At 52.3% G+C, this 14,528-nt stretch carries 17 protein-coding genes and 3 pseudogenes; all 20 read right to left on the bottom strand.

Going from position 1 to position 14,528, the window contains the following annotated elements; translation table 11 throughout:
* Nucleotides 1-36: 36 nt before the first annotated feature.
* On the bottom strand, nucleotides 37-1,014 hold the full coding sequence (locus ACMZI0_RS17140; RefSeq protein ID WP_415673850.1) for a YscQ/HrcQ family type III secretion apparatus protein: 978 nt from the start codon (nucleotides 1,012-1,014) through the stop codon (nucleotides 37-39).
* On the bottom strand, nucleotides 962-1,363 hold the full coding sequence (locus ACMZI0_RS17135; protein WP_415673849.1) for a Secretion system apparatus protein ssaP: 402 nt from the start codon (nucleotides 1,361-1,363) through the stop codon (nucleotides 962-964). Before ACMZI0_RS17135 ends, ACMZI0_RS17140 begins: the two co-directional genes overlap by 53 nt.
* A 10-nt stretch (nucleotides 1,364-1,373) precedes the next feature.
* Nucleotides 1,374-1,754, bottom strand: a complete 381-nt coding sequence (locus ACMZI0_RS17130; protein ID WP_415673848.1) for a hypothetical protein — start codon at nucleotides 1,752-1,754, stop codon at nucleotides 1,374-1,376.
* A complete protein-coding gene (locus ACMZI0_RS17125; protein ID WP_415673983.1) occupies nucleotides 1,754-3,055 on the bottom strand; it encodes an EscN/YscN/HrcN family type III secretion system ATPase in 1,302 nt (433 codons plus the stop codon). Before ACMZI0_RS17125 ends, ACMZI0_RS17130 begins: the two co-directional genes overlap by 1 nt.
* 10 nt (nucleotides 3,056-3,065) lie before the next feature.
* Nucleotides 3,066-5,113: pseudogene (locus ACMZI0_RS17120) on the bottom strand (EscV/YscV/HrcV family type III secretion system export apparatus protein).
* On the bottom strand, nucleotides 5,098-5,424 hold the full coding sequence (locus ACMZI0_RS17115) for a type III secretion system protein SsaM (RefSeq protein ID WP_415673847.1): 327 nt from the start codon (nucleotides 5,422-5,424) through the stop codon (nucleotides 5,098-5,100). Before ACMZI0_RS17115 ends, ACMZI0_RS17120 begins: the two are co-directional and overlap by 16 nt.
* 98 nt (nucleotides 5,425-5,522) lie before the next feature.
* Nucleotides 5,523-6,467, bottom strand: coding sequence for a SepL/TyeA/HrpJ family type III secretion system gatekeeper (locus ACMZI0_RS17110; RefSeq protein ID WP_415673846.1), 945 nt, complete (start codon nucleotides 6,465-6,467; stop codon nucleotides 5,523-5,525).
* 55 nt (nucleotides 6,468-6,522) lie between these two features.
* Nucleotides 6,523-6,723, bottom strand: a complete 201-nt coding sequence (locus ACMZI0_RS17105; protein WP_415673845.1) for a hypothetical protein — start codon at nucleotides 6,721-6,723, stop codon at nucleotides 6,523-6,525.
* 24 nt (nucleotides 6,724-6,747) lie between these two features.
* A complete protein-coding gene (locus ACMZI0_RS17100) occupies nucleotides 6,748-7,221 on the bottom strand; it encodes a hypothetical protein (protein WP_415673844.1) in 474 nt (157 codons plus the stop codon).
* Nucleotides 7,197-7,763: a type III secretion system domain-containing protein gene (locus ACMZI0_RS17095; protein ID WP_415673843.1), complete on the bottom strand. Its 567-nt coding sequence runs from the start codon at nucleotides 7,761-7,763 to the stop codon at nucleotides 7,197-7,199. Before ACMZI0_RS17095 ends, ACMZI0_RS17100 begins: the two co-directional genes overlap by 25 nt.
* Nucleotides 7,764-7,765: 2 nt before the next feature.
* Nucleotides 7,766-8,518, bottom strand: coding sequence for an EscJ/YscJ/HrcJ family type III secretion inner membrane ring protein SsaJ (gene ssaJ, locus ACMZI0_RS17090; RefSeq protein WP_415673842.1), 753 nt, complete (start codon nucleotides 8,516-8,518; stop codon nucleotides 7,766-7,768).
* Entirely contained in the window at nucleotides 8,515-8,799 is a 285-nt protein-coding gene (gene sctI / locus ACMZI0_RS17085; protein WP_415673841.1) for a type III secretion system inner rod subunit SctI, read from the bottom strand. The genes ssaJ and sctI overlap by 4 nt, the downstream gene beginning before the upstream one ends.
* 27 nt (nucleotides 8,800-8,826) lie before the next feature.
* Nucleotides 8,827-9,078 carry an EscG/YscG/SsaH family type III secretion system needle protein co-chaperone gene (locus ACMZI0_RS17080; protein WP_415673840.1) on the bottom strand — a complete coding sequence of 84 codons (252 nt, stop codon included), beginning with the start codon at nucleotides 9,076-9,078 and terminating at the stop codon, nucleotides 8,827-8,829.
* On the bottom strand, nucleotides 9,075-9,290 hold the full coding sequence (gene sctF / locus ACMZI0_RS17075) for a type III secretion system needle filament subunit SctF (protein WP_195313771.1): 216 nt from the start codon (nucleotides 9,288-9,290) through the stop codon (nucleotides 9,075-9,077). Before sctF ends, ACMZI0_RS17080 begins: the two co-directional genes overlap by 4 nt.
* Nucleotides 9,291-9,838: 548 nt before the next feature.
* Nucleotides 9,839-10,081: a hypothetical protein gene (locus tag ACMZI0_RS17070; RefSeq protein ID WP_415673839.1), complete on the bottom strand. Its 243-nt coding sequence runs from the start codon at nucleotides 10,079-10,081 to the stop codon at nucleotides 9,839-9,841.
* On the bottom strand, nucleotides 10,050-10,502 hold the full coding sequence (locus ACMZI0_RS17065; RefSeq protein ID WP_415673838.1) for a hypothetical protein: 453 nt from the start codon (nucleotides 10,500-10,502) through the stop codon (nucleotides 10,050-10,052). The genes ACMZI0_RS17070 and ACMZI0_RS17065 overlap by 32 nt, the downstream gene beginning before the upstream one ends.
* A gap of 9 nt (nucleotides 10,503-10,511) precedes the next feature.
* Nucleotides 10,512-11,648: pseudogene (gene sctE, locus ACMZI0_RS17060) on the bottom strand (type III secretion system translocon subunit SctE).
* A gap of 298 nt (nucleotides 11,649-11,946) precedes the next feature.
* On the bottom strand, nucleotides 11,947-12,411 hold the full coding sequence (gene sscA / locus ACMZI0_RS17055; protein ID WP_415673837.1) for a CesD/SycD/LcrH family type III secretion system chaperone SscA: 465 nt from the start codon (nucleotides 12,409-12,411) through the stop codon (nucleotides 11,947-11,949).
* Nucleotides 12,412-12,601: 190 nt separating this feature from the next.
* Nucleotides 12,602-13,081 (bottom strand): hypothetical protein, encoded by a 480-nt coding sequence (locus ACMZI0_RS17050; RefSeq protein WP_415673836.1) that lies wholly within the window; start codon nucleotides 13,079-13,081, stop codon nucleotides 12,602-12,604.
* A 7-nt stretch (nucleotides 13,082-13,088) separates the two neighbouring features.
* A pseudogene (locus tag ACMZI0_RS17045) lies at nucleotides 13,089-14,520 on the bottom strand (EscC/YscC/HrcC family type III secretion system outer membrane ring protein); the annotation flags it as partial.
* Nucleotides 14,521-14,528 lie beyond the last annotated feature (8 nt).

Below are 14,528 nucleotides of genomic sequence, written 5' to 3'. Positions count from 1 at the left end.
CTACCGGGCATTCACCCCATCTTCTCCCCCCAAATTTTAATCTTGTGCAGTGAGATACCGTTGCCGGATTTGCACTAAAAAACGATCGCCACAGCCAACCAGCGCCCCTTTGCCTACCGCACGACCATTTAACTTCAGCGTCACGTCAGGCGTGAACTCTGCGTTTACTGCTACCGTATCACCCACTTGTAGCGTTCGCAGCGCGCCGAGAGTCAGCGTCACCTGCCCAACTTCAACCAAAAGCTTTTGCGGCAGCGCATCAAGAGCGATAGGCATGGATCCTGCACCAGTAGGCTCATCCGGTATTTCAACGGCGCTGTTTTCAAGCTCGGTGCCTAACGCAGTAAATTTCATGGCGTTATCTCCGTTTATCTGGACATGGGCCGAACTTTCCAGCAATGGCGACAGCACAAAATGTCCCGCACGCACATCGCCGAAAGGATGCATGGCAATGCCATCCCCGAGCGCCAGTCGCCGTAAGGCAGAAAGGGGCAGTTCGCACTCCCCGGCGTAAAGAGTGCACTGCAACGGCGGCAATGCGCCTGTAGGTTCGACATCCGGCGGAAGCAACGCACACAGGTGCTTAAACCCGATGTCGGTATTGCCGAACAGCACAGCCTGAAAGGCAACCTGTTCCACCTGCCAGGTAAACACGATCCCCCATTGTTCGGGCAGATAGGTGCAAGGTCGCGGTGAGGCATTCTGCCGCACAACACGGGCGTTGCTTTGAGCCAGTAACGGAGATAACGCCCATTCAGCGATATCCTCGATCAATAGGCTATCTACCGTTTCCACATCAGCAGTACCAAGTTGCTGTTCGCACCATGCCAGCCACCCTGCGTCATCTAACCAAACATGGCTCACGGGCGCACCCTCGGCAAAGGAGATCTCTATAACTTTCCCTGTTTGAGCATGCATCCAGGTTTGTAACCCGATATGCAACTCACCAACGGTAACGCCCTCAGAAGGAAGATTCTGCGCCAGGTTCCACGCTTCTCGGGTGATCCTTAACATATTCCACCTCCAGAAAAACGGCATGCCCTGCCTCGCGCAAACGGGCGCAAAGCCAGGATGAAACAAGGCTCAGGGTGTCGAACAACTCGCGCTCAGGCACCTGAATACAAAGGTGAAATTCACCGTCTCGCTCGCTGACCTCACACACAATCCCTTCCCCGCTTTTGCTTACCATGCGATAACGCTGTCGGCGATAAACATGAGGCAAAAGGGAGGAATGTGTGGAGTGCGTTGCCCTCTGCGTAATCAGTTGCAAAAACTTCTGGCCGTCCATCGCCGAATCAGTATCACGCTCATCCCGTTCCGGCAGCGAGTGCCACAGACACCCTTCAATGCGTGTCGTGCTCATGGATAGGTACTCATCGTACGTTGCCGCTTTTGTTGAGCACGCTGCACAGTTTTTCCTTTTTTTTCATGACAGTACGCAAAGCTTGCCTTACCGCGTCTTGTCGTGCCAATACGGCATGTTGCTGGTCAGACAAAGCACGTTGGTGTGCCACCCACTGCTGATCCTTATCGTGCAGTTCCATCAGTGTCTGCTTCTGTGCCAACAGTTCATCACTCATACGCATGCCGGACCAAGCCAACCACGCGTTTCGTTTTTCTGCTAGCAACGCACGGCTCGCCAAACAGGTACGCATATCCTGTTCCAATTGATGAAACAGGGACTGTTGTTGCGCCATCTGTCGGCGCAAAGCGGTTTTCCGACGCTGTTTGATGGCTAATAAATCTTGCAGCATCAATGCATTATCAGCGTACTGAGTTGTTGCAACAGTTCGTCGTGATGACATGATTCACTCTCCTGCTGTTGTAAAAACGCATTGATAGCGGCGTGCTTTTTTACCGCCAGATCGGCGAGTGGATCCTCACCCTGCTGATACTCCCCCACCCGCACCAGTAGCTCGACCTCGCGATAAACGCTGAGCAAACGGCGCACATCATTGGCAAGCGCCAGATGCTTCTGACTTGTGACGCTAGGCATAGTACGGCTCACACTGGCAAGGACATCAATCGCCGGAAAATGCGCGGCCTCGGCCAACTGCCGTGACAGAACGATGTGCCCATCCAGCAGTGAACGCACCTCATCGGCCAACGGTTCATTCATGTCATCCCCTTCCACCAGCACGGTGTAGAACGCGGTAATGCTCCCGCAGCGTCCCTTGCCGGTTCGCTCCAGCAAGCGCGGTAGCGCCGCAAATACCCCCGGGGGATAGCTGCCCGCCGCCACGCGTTCGCCCGCTTCAACGGCGATTTCCCGCGCGGCACGGGCATAGCGCGTCAGTGAATCCGCCAACAACAATACGCGCTTGCCCCGATCGCGAAACGACTCCGCAATGGTGGTCGCGACAAACAGCGCCCGCATGCGCTCCAACGGCGGCCTGTCTGACGTCGCGACAACGACGACACAGCGACGTCGTATCTCCTCGTTAAGCGAATGTTCTAAAAACTCCCGCACCTCGCGGCCACGCTCCCCGATGAGAGCCAGAACGATAACATCGCAGTCCGCGCCGTGGCACAGCATGGAAAGCAAGGTGCTTTTCCCCACTCCTGCCGCCGCGAAAATCCCTATACGTTGCCCCTCACCACAGGTGAGCAAACTGTCTATCGCCCGCACGCCGGTTAGCACAGGACGATCGATAATCCCACGTACCAGTGCCTCCGGAGGTGGTGCATCAAAATCGCGCCACGGTCCTTGCCACGTCTCATTGCCATCCAACATCTGCCCAAGGCCATCAACCACGCGACCCAGCAACGCCTCGCCGACCGGAACCTGTTGGCGTCGTCTTAACGGCTGTACCTTTTGCCCGCAAAACAGACCCACGGTACTGGCGAAGGGAGATAACAGCGCATCTTCGCCGTCCAGCCCGACCACCTCGGCCAAGGAGCCACTGGGTAAAATCCGACAAAGCTCCCCCATGAATACGCCGGGCAACCGCACTTTCAACAACGTCGTGCTGATATGCAGCACCTGTCCCGTCATGTCGATGCCGTCAGGCGGTGGACCGGACCAGTGCAGTCGTTGACTTACCGCATCAGCCAGAGAAGAAAACTCAGCTTTCATCATCGCAAAGGGTATCGGGATCAAGATCAATACTGTACACAACCTGAATAAGACAGTGCTCACCCACTTCCTGCCACGACAGTACGGGGATGTCGGATTGTTGCTGCTCAATCACCTTGCGCAGGAAACGACGAACATCCACAGAGGCGACAATGGCAAACTCGCCGTAGTTTGTTTGTGCTTCAGTAATCAGCTGCAATATCAGTGCACTTTGCGCGTGGCTTAAGGCGGTGTAGGTGCCCATTGAGGTCTGTCGGATTGACTCACGAATCATATTCTCCATCTCTTCCCCAATACGCAGCACGCGCAACGCTGCCCCATCAGGCATCAAGCGATGCAAAATATGGCGTCGCAACGCGATGCGAACATATTCCGTCAGCATCTGGACATCTTTTTCGCGCGGTGCCCACTCAATCAGCGTTCCAAAGACCAGACGCAAATCACGGATTGACACATGCTCTGAGACCAAACGTTGGAGCACCTCGGCAATTTTGTTGATGGGCATCTGCCGCTGAAGCTCTTTCACTAACTCGGCATAGCGTTTCTCCATGGCATCCATCAGGTAGCGCGCTTCTTGTACCCCGATAAATTCTGCCATGTGATTCACCAATACCTTGTGCAACAAAGCAATAAGACATTGGTCACCGGTAAACACACGTTGCCCGGCTTCGTGTGCTCTTTGTCCTGCAGCCGTGGACAACCATGCGATTCTCCCCATCCCGCGTGGCAACACCTGCGTTTCTGACGTGGAAGCCGGCTCACCCGGCGCAGTGAAAATCATGCAAGGTGCTGATGAAGGGAGCACCAGTGAGAACACGGGTTCCTGATAGACAAGCACGGTCATGCTGTTCTCCGCCACGCAAGGATCAACAGTGATGGAGACATCTAGCAAGGGCACACCGAAGGTGTCAAACAGAGTTTTGCGGAGGGTATCAATCTCTTGAGCCAGAGAGTCCGAATGCAGACTCGGCGCAAGGCACAGTGTCAGAGGGTTCGCTCTCGGCACCATAAGATCATCGTCAGTACTGCCTTGCGGCACGGATGCTGACTGCGGATGCCGGGCTCGATACCATAGCAGCGCACAAGGCAAAGCGGTTAGCACCGCCATGATGAAAAAATAGATAAACGGGAAGCCGGGAATGACGGCAAACAGCAGCATCACGACTGTCGCCAGAATCAACGCCTGGGGCTGTTTCCCCGCTCGCGCCCCAAATTTTGCCGTTTCTCACCCGGCACGCGGGTGACGATAATACCGGCGCTGAGCGAAATCAGCAGTGAGGGTATCTGGCCGCACAGCCCATCGCCGATGGAGAGTACGCTGTAGATTTGCACCGCCTCCCCGAGCGACATGCCATATTGCACCACGGCAATGGTGATGCTGCCCAGAATATTCACCAGCACGACAATAATACCGGCGATGGCATCCCCTTTAACAAACTTCATGGCACCATCCATCGCACCAAGAAAACGGCTTTCATGCTGCACGTGCAGACGCAATTGACGAGCCTGATCGGCATCGATCACGCCAGCGCGCAAATCGCCATCAATACTCATCTGCTTACCCGGCATGCCATCCAGTGAAAAATGGGCGCTCACCTCGGCCACGCGTTCCGTGCCCTTGGTGATCACGATAAACTGCACGATAGTGATGATGGCGAAAATCACTAGCCCCACCGTTAAGTTCCCACCCACCATAAAGCGGCCAAACGCATCGATGATGTCGCCTGCATTGTGCTGCAACAGCACCAGACGCGATGTACTGATGGTCAGTGAGAGCCGATAAAGTGTGGTAATCAACAACAGCTAAGGGAAAACCGACAGATCCAGCGGATCGTTTATGTAAATGGCGAACAGCAGAAGGATGATAGAAAAAGCCAGATTGATGGCAATCAGGATATCCACCACAAAGTTAGGCAACGGCAGGGTGATCATGACAATCGCCATAAGCATCACCAGGGCGAGAATAATGTCTTGCCTGCCCGCGCAAACCTGCAACCAGCGCTGGAGCTTATCTTTTTTCATCACGTCGGTTTGCATAATTTTTCCAAAAAGGTCTGCTGGCGACGGTGAAGCCATAGCCACTGTTCCGCCACGCTGTCCGCCATTGGCGCACAGCTGATCACCATACCTTGACGTAGCGTGAAAATACGCTGAGGAATACCCGCAAACCAGGCGGGGTGGGCACGCTGTAGTGCCACGAGCAGTAACGCATTATCATGCCAACGATCCAGCAGACATTGGCTGATGTGCATGCGCCCCTGGCGAAAGGTGAGAAAAGTTTGGAATCCCCGATCGTGCCATTGCATTTCGGCAGAGGGTGGCTGCTCTTCCAACTCGGCCAATTGCATAAATCATTGGATATTTCTTTCGATGAACAGATCTAATGTCATGATGTCTTTGCCCTCGTGTCCGGTAACAGAATCCCAGAGAAGGAAGCAACGAGAAATCAAGACAACACCTGATTACCCTTAAGTTTTCTCAGCACAGTAAGGATACTTTCACGCTGATCCTCATCGCTGAAACACGCATCCGGTATCAGCCTGAATTGCACATCCAGATAACGCACGATGCGGCTGAATACCGTTGGGCAGGATGTCAGAGAAGACATTCGTGCGAGCAACCACTCCTCAAACAGCCAGCTTTCCTGTGTGATATCAATCAACAAGGCCAACAGTGAATGGGAAGGTAACGAATAGCGCTTTTCCTGTTCTTCGCATTCCTGTTCAAGGCCAAGAAACAGCAATAAGCGGCGCAAGCGAACCAGTACAGTAGCCAACCGGGCTTGCTGAGCGCCACCGACAGAGAGCGAGAGCTCAAATGCCGCCATGCGCAATAGCACGCGGATTCGCCGTTGGCGATCGGCCCAGTCCAATATGCGTTTAAACCATTCCGATAACGATATGTCCTGTTCATCCATCGTGCGCTGGAATAAGCGGCCAATGGGTGCCAGCACCGTCTTGCTGACAGTACCCAGTTCCAGCATGCCAAACAGCGCAGTTTCCCACTCATTTTCTTCCATAAGCTGAGCCAACTGCGCATTCAGCGCCTTTCTTCGCTTTTCATCCAACGCGGCCGATGCGAGGTGCTGAGTCATGGTAAAAATACGCCGCAGTCCCTCCAACTCCACGCTGTTATCCTCTGACGATGAAGCAAGAAAAGCCGGAAGATCGCCCTCTTGCTCACGCAAACGTTGTATCAATGCAATTAACTCTTGCTGTCTACGTAACTGCCTTTCTGACGATGCAAGCCGCTTTTCATCGCGCATGCGCCCAGACAGCACCATGCCCATTTCTTCCAGCGTCGAATCAAGCGACTCACCTGCCGCTTCCTCCAGTTCCAGCAACGCCATGTCCATCGGCGGCAGACTGAATTCAGCATTACGCGGTGACAATGCCTGGTGCGGTTCGTGGTGCGGTGATAAAATCTGGCTTGCCAGATTTTAGTACTCAGGCATTTTCATCATCAATCCTTGTCTGCCACTCACTGCCAGCCATGTCGTTCTCAGTTCTTATCCACTCCAGCACCTGATGAAAGTAGCGGCTGAGAGAGAAAGAAACGCTAAGCTGTGAAGATGTCAGCACCGCTTCATCCTCAGCTAACTGCGGATTGCAGGTTATCGCCAACCGTTCACCGAAGGCATCACGCACGCTTGCCTCCCTGTCAGGATGAATCTACAAGGTTGCGCACTCAACCATGGCCAGTTGTTCCACCTGCTGTGACAAACGCGCACACAGCAGGTCATCAACAGACTGTTGGGAAAACCAGATGCTCAATACGTGTCCCATAGCAACGCGAATGCGTGAGGCGACTGCCTGCACCACACGCTGTTCCACGATGACAGCATCACACAACGCCACAACGTGCCGCGCCAGCCATTGGTTCTCACAGCGATCCAGGATCTCCTGTTGACAACGAGTGAACTCGGCATAAGCCTCGTCCTGAATCTGACGCTGCGCTTTGCGCGCTTGGCGTATCAATTGCTCTGCCTTGTGTCCCGCCGCTTTCACGATGGCCGCGGCCTCTTTATGCGCATCACGCAAAGTGTGGGCATAAGCCAGCCGATCGTTCAGCATTGCGGCGGAGATCACAGGTAGACCGGGAAGTTGCCCATCAAGCTCAATCAATGGGAGTCGACACAGCGGCATAGCATACGCTCCAGTAAATTCATCGTTGCCAGAGGGGCCAGGGGATACAGCGCCTGCCTCGGCGGTGGCAGTTGTATCAAAAGCGCCTGAAGCACGGGTTCGCACCTTGCGGCGCGGTAAAGCATGGCGATGCCGATACGATTCGCAGCGTCAATAACGTTTTCCGGTGAAAAAAGGGCGCAGCGTTTGTTGTCGCACATGCCAAACAAACGCCAGAGCAGATCGTTATCCAGCCAAGGATGAAGCACGTTGCGATAGTCAGGCAGCAGGAAATAGTCTCTGCACGCAAGGGCCAGTAGCCCAAGCGCCAGCGCATACCTCGGCATAGACGGAGCCAGAGAGACCAACCGACGCTGTCGTTCATCAAGTCGCCCTGGCAGCGCGACGATACCCTGTCGCGCCCGTAATGCACGGTCAAGAGAACTATCTAAAACAGGAGACTCGCCATAACGCCACCGCTCATGCCGATGAAACCCCAGCGCCGTAAACCAATCTGGATGTGCATAACGGGCAGGTTGCCAAACATGGCGATGTACCCGCAAGATCAACGCATCCGGCCTGCTGGCCTTATCTGCTGCCAGCCTTTCCACACAGCCAGTATTAACAGGGCCGATGCCAGCAGGATCAACGTTAGCGTCACATATTGCCGATAACGGGATAGCCATTTCAGAATCGCTCTCTCTTCAACAGATTTGGGTGGCGGAGCCACGCGAGCACGATAGCCGGCAGGCTGCATCAAGATGCTGATTTGATCGTACTGGACACCGGGCATCGCTTTTTCAATCATGCTATTGATTTGTAATATAAATTCTTCAAGATTCACCCGTGGATAATATTTGATAAACACCGCCACCGACGTGGTATCGCCAGAACGGGTTTCAACATCGTCACTGGGGTGATGGGTGGCAATCGCAACAGAGGCATGTATCACGCCGTCCATTTGACTGAGCATCTCTTCAATATGCTGTTCAGTGAGATACAGAATCTTCTGCTGCTCTTCCCGCGGTGAAACTACCAACTGATTAGGCGGGAACATCGTTTCTACCGTGGTGTAACGCTGGCGTGGAAAACCATCCATGCGCAGCAGTTCAACGGCATCAATAAACTGGGATTGTTCCACTCGCAGCGTCACACCGCCATCAGGCGAAGGTTGCTTATCCGCATCGATGTTATTGTTCATTAGAATTGCCAACATCTGATTGGCATCACTCTGAGACAAGCCGTTATAGAGCTCAACGCGGCATCCCTCCAGCATGAGAACCAGTATTGCCATGCCCAGACAACGGAACGCGTTCATGTCATATTGGCCAGTTTATTGACCGTTTGCGCCGCAGAACCGGCGACTTTTGCGCCAAGATCGACACCGACGCTCAACGTCAAGATCTTTGCCTGCTGCTGTAACATCTGATCCGGCGATAGGGTTTCTACAGCACCGGATACCGTTCCGGCATACAGCATGTTCTTAAAGGTCTGCGCCATCGGGCTTTCAGGTGTATCAATCGCGGACACGGCATCGATGCTGTCGCAACTGCCCTCTGACGATGCCTTCTGAGAAATATTCATGAGTGTCATGTCCATGGTGTACCCCGTTATCATTGCAAAAACTCATAATGAAAAGCAGTTCATGACCACTTTAGCTTCCGGCGTATTTACCTGTTCCAATACGCGTTTCGCCTCTTCAGGCGTATTCATCCCCAGCAGCAAGACAGCCGTGCAAACCGCACAATCATCTGCATTGGTGACCAGATTCGGCACCACCGGCAATATCGCGCTCACTTGGCGCAACAAGCCGTGATTAGCCCCAGCGAATGCGGCTTCAAGCAGTAACCGTCTTTCACTAGCCGTAAGTACGGTCATATCTTGGAGATAATCCCGCTAAGCAGATTTTTGATGGTATTGATCATCGCGCTTTCGTAGTTGATAAAAGTGGAATACTGCTGAACGGCAAACTGTGCCTTGAGCATGGCATCAGGATTGGTTAAATCTTCGCCATTCATTTTATCTTTTACTGATTGTCCGGCCTGATTTGCCAGACGGGACAGCGTATCAATGAGTTGTTGAACATCCATCGTCGACCTCCGGATAATGCGAGCGGATTACCTGGGATATCAGATTGCCTGATAATCTGTTAGCTGATATCTACTATCGTTATAACCTGTCACACCGCCTATCCGGTGTTTAACCCAACTACAGGCGAGTCAACGAAAAATCTGACATATACTGATCTCTAACCAGCGCTCACCTTCTATTGATCGCATTACCGCGCCTTTTTTGCACAGGAGCCGCACTAGCTTTTGGCGCTAGTGTGCCAGTTCCCAAGGCGGTACATCAGTTATCACTAGCATACGGATACACGTCAGCTCAGGAGTCAGAGATAAGGCAACTTGCAACAACCGCCATAACCGCAGTAACGACGAAGGCTGTGAGGCGTAATCAGGCAACCGGGTTAAACAGCATATAAGCAGCACGTGGGTCTGAACACGAAAGACGAGGCGATAGGGGGACAGCGTAATTTGCTGCCCGAGAAGCAATCCACAACCCGATAAAAACGCGGGCTGTGGCGCTAATCCGACAGCTTGCAGCTGTCTGCTAACAAGTGCTTCCAACCGTTCCATCATTACTTCGCAAGGGAATGAAGCGTCTGGCTGAACACCTCGACCATCTTGCGGCCCATTTCCATCATCTGCTGCATGACATCAATCGCTTTTTGCACAATATCATCGAGATTTCGGGTGTAGGATTGCGCGTTTTTACTTTGAAAATCAGCCAGCGCTCTTTCTATTTCCGCTTGGCGATTTTCCGTCGCCGCCTCAAAGGACAATAGGCCGTTAAGCATTGATCCTAAACCATTGAATCCCATAGTAGTGAGTTCTCTGACTCCAGCGCCGCCGATGCCTTCCATCATTCATTCCGCCGGTAAGTGCGCCCGTACACTGCATAAATCCGCTTAAGCACGTTCCTAACGCGTTATCCTTTGCCGCATTAAAACTATGTTCAATAGCATTTAAACTGGTAGAAAGTGCATTAACTTCAAGTCCCCACCCTAATATCTGTTTCTTTTCGTTATACATACGCATAACGTCACGCAAACGCCGGGCAAGATTCAATAATGTTCCCCATAATTGATCGAACATCGCGAAAAAATCATTCAGTTCTGCATCACTACAGGTATTTTCCTTTTTCCCTGCTACAGAAACCGTCTTTTGTGATAAGACAGAAGAGAGTTGGCTTGGGGAAGCGCTAACGGGAAATACATCTACCGACAGACTATTTTGGCTCATAAAATATCCTCAGGCGCGGTTACAGGCAATTTTTGCCAATACGGCACCGTAATCTTCCATTATTGATGTTGCGCTGTTCACAGCAGTACTGTTCTGTTGTAAATAATCGCCAAGCTGTTTTTCCTGATTCTTTTTACGTTCCTGCGTCCAATTATCTTTGATGTCATTAATGCGTTGCATAACGATTAGTTCTTCAATCTCCTTGCGCAAATCTGCCGCTTTCCACTGAGCAACGCCCGATGTTATTTTTTGCCCACCACTTAGCGCGGCGCGAGCCGTTGTTAACCAGGGGAAAGTGACATCCTTAATTATGCGGGCGGCAACCCCTTTACCTAGCGAGCGAATAAAGCGCTTGTGCAATTCTTTCTCTGCCGCTGCTGCACCTTTTTCCAAAACATCTTTCGCCGTATTTTTGAGTGCACTTTCCAAGGTTTTTTCTACAAGCTACTCGATCGACTGAGAGGTGGAACTGCGGCCCATAGTGCGTGCCAAATACTGACTGACATCGCCTTTAAGCGTTGCTTCGAGTTCAACCACAAATTGTTTAGCCGTGTTTTCAGCAAGTTGTTTAACCTGCTGACCCACCTCACTGCTATTTTGGCCCGCCGCCTCAACCAACGTTTTGCCCGCACCGCTACCTATTTCCTTTTCTGCCGCAGAGATCAAGCCTCGAGCCGCATAGATACCATGGCAGATTTGCAAAATATCCAACCCCATCGCGACATACTCACACGTGCTTTGTACCGTGCCTGCTGCGTGAATAATGGCTTCACAATCAGCTTTATTTGCCCCCAGCCCCAAGGCAAGCTCAGCACCGCCTTTTACGATTCCAGCCGCTCCCGCCGAGCAATAGGCAATGCCGGCGGCAGCAAAGGCGAGTGGATCTGCCGTCGCGCACGCTTCTACCAGTTTAAATACGCCTATCCCAATCTCAATGGCACTGGTTATCCAATCGAATACGGCGCTACACAGCGCGGATTTACGCACCTGATCCGCCTGTTCAATCGACTTGTTGATCTGCTCCTGATATTTTTCAACCTGCTTATTCCGAAGGAAAGTTTGCAGATCGGTCGCCCGCGATAATTGTTCACAGAGCGCCTTCGCATTACTGCTGGAAACAGTCATCACCTGCTGTGTCACCAGCATGGATAACAGCAGTGGATCCATTCTCATGACATCTTGCAATGACGCCGATGCAGAACCGCTATACCCGGCCGCCAGCAACCGTTGCCAGGCAGCTTCCGCCTGATGCTCGCTCACCGACTGCGTCACAGCGCCATGCCGGCTTTCAGCTTCAGCTTTCTTTCCTGCATTGGCTTGTGTATGACGCAAGCCAGTAACAGAATTTATTGGAGGTGTGGTTTGTTTCACGGAAGAAGAGGCATTCGTCTCCTCAACATCATCATAAGGCAGCGGGTAATGCATCCCCGCCCTGGCTTGTACACTATCCATCAGGCTCTCCTGTTCGAGATAATCCTTGTTCGGCTTGACGGCGTATCGCCTGTAATGCCCGGTTTTTACCACAAATCAGCAAGGCTGCCTTAAAGGCTTTACGCGCCAATGATTTCTCACCGCAGGCCAGAAAACACTCCCCTGCGGCACAAGGGACCTGCGCTGCCGATACGTTAATTTGTGCCGCCCGGCCATAGGCATAGAGGGCATCTGACCAGGCGTGCGCCGCATGGCACGTAGCGCCAAGTTGATACCAGTAATCAAAAGACCAATCATCGTAAACGGTCAGTACCCGTAATATTCTGGCCGCGGCAGGATAATCTCCCGCGTTAGATAACTGTCTGGCATAGCGAAAAAGCGTCTCTAATTCGACGCTTACCTCTTTTTTCAGCAACATGCGCACAGCGCCTCCGCGACGCAAAAATTGCAGCATGGCCAGACTATCGTCCCTCGTCATGAATAGGTCTTTTGGGTTATCATTTGGAGAATTTCGCCCCATTTGCTGACTAAGTTGGTCGCTTGCGAAATGGCGGCGTAATGACATTATCGCGGTAGCGAATGTCGTGGGATTGCAGCACAAGCCACAAAGGCGTCATGGCATCACTTGATTCACAATACCCAGACAGTTGCAAGACACCATCCTGCTGTCATTGTGCCGAGAGCTGTGTCAAGCCCGTCTGCTGCAACAGCGCATCCACTTGTACGGACGTTGCCGTCGATGATAGCGGCGCCCATTCATCGGATAAAAACGCCAGAGCAGAAAGCAGGATAAGAGTACCTGCAAACAGCACCCAACCAGGTGAAAATCGCCCCATAGGCAAGCGGTAGCCGGCAAGTTCTGCGTGCTGTGGCCCAAATGCCATCGCCAGCCCTGCAGCTTCAAGTACCCCTTGAGACGGCAACGGATGATGCTGCCCATGGCGACGACCATTAACCCTAACCTGCACTTTTTCTGCGTTGACATAGAGCTGCCCGTCAGCGATCGCCAGCTCAATGCAGCTTGCGACCTGTAACGGGATACACAGATCGCATTCCCGTTCTCCAATAGAGAGACGACCTTCCGATAGCCACACTTCCCGGCCATGCAATACGCCACCTAACAGGCGAATCTTCCAGGTGTTTTCCATACGCTTTTCACTGTTGTTTATTGGCAACAGATGCCTTGATCAGGAACAAGCGAATAACGCTATGCATTTGATGGGTTTTGGTGCTGAACAGGTTACCTAACACGGGGATACTGCCCAGCAGGGGAATTCTCTTTTCCGACTGTATTTGCTTATCTTGTTTGAATCCTCCCAACAACAGACTTTGTCCCGCCTGTAACAATGGCTTGCGAAGCAATTTCAGCATTTTGCACGCCAGGCAGAAGTTCATCCTGGCTAATGGGTGCGCTTTGCTGACCATCCTGAATATTCAGGTTCAGAATGATATTTTGCTTCCCATTCTGCTCCAGCAAGCGAGGAGTGACGCGTAGCAGCGATCCTGTCGTCACGGACTCCAGTTTCGCCACCTTGTCGCCTTCCAGTTTGGTGTAGAAAGTGACGTTCTTATCCAACACCGCCTGAATATTATTGAGTGTCACCACCGAAGGCTGCGATAGCACATAGGCACGTGAGTTCTTTTCCAGCGCGTTAAGCCGCACCATAAAGTGCGGGGTATCTTTAATCACGCTGGAAAACCGCTGTCCAGGCTGCCGCCATCGTTGTTGAAGCTGGATCGTGCCACCACCGAGCGATGTCGCCGCACTCCAGTCAATGCCCAATTGACTGATATCCCCGGCATCCACATCAATGATGGTCATAGAAATTTCGATCATCTGAGATCGTTGATCCAACTGGGCAATCAACTGGCGATAACCCGCCATGTCCGCGCTGCGGTCGCGCACGATAACCGCATTCTGGCGCGGATCCGCAGAAAACATCGGCAATCCCTGAGTGGCAGGCGTATTCGTGGTTGATGTTGGCGCACCGCCGCGATTCATATCACGCAGAACGCTGACAATACCGGGAACTACAACAGTCTGGTCGCGGTATTGATAGCTGTCATCCATCGCCGTTGCGTATTTCAAGGGGTACACCACGACACTCACCGCGTCATCCTGACGTTTGCTAATATCCGCATCCAGGGTCGTTGCCAACTGTGTTACACGCGCAAGACAAGCAGGCACCCCACTGACTTCCAGCGCATGCTCATTCAAAATGGGATGGAGTTCACAACTTCGATCTTCAGGAACATTAAGCCTGCGTAAATTTGCTGCAAAATTCGCGTCGGAAAGTGCATTAAGCGTTACAAGATGGCGTGACAGACGCTGCGCCGGATAGATAAACAGCGTATTGCCATCGTGATTATATTGCCCCATCAGCTTACACAGGATATTCACCGGCGGTCCTGGCAAGATAACGCCGCTAAAATTTTGCACAATCTCCGGATCAATATTCGTTGATGTATAATAGTTTTTCGCCAGATCTTTCAGCAGAGAAGAGAGTGCCATGTTTTGTGCTCGCACTGAAAAATCATCGCCCTTCCAGGGTAATTTTTGAGCAGAAGAAACTGAACAGAAAAAAAGAAAATCAA

Source organism: Symbiopectobacterium sp. (genome assembly GCF_047692315.1).
GTDB lineage: Bacteria > Pseudomonadota > Gammaproteobacteria > Enterobacterales > Enterobacteriaceae > Symbiopectobacterium.
Note: the sequence above shows the minus strand (reverse complement) of the source record. Positions and strands in the feature narration are given on the sequence as shown.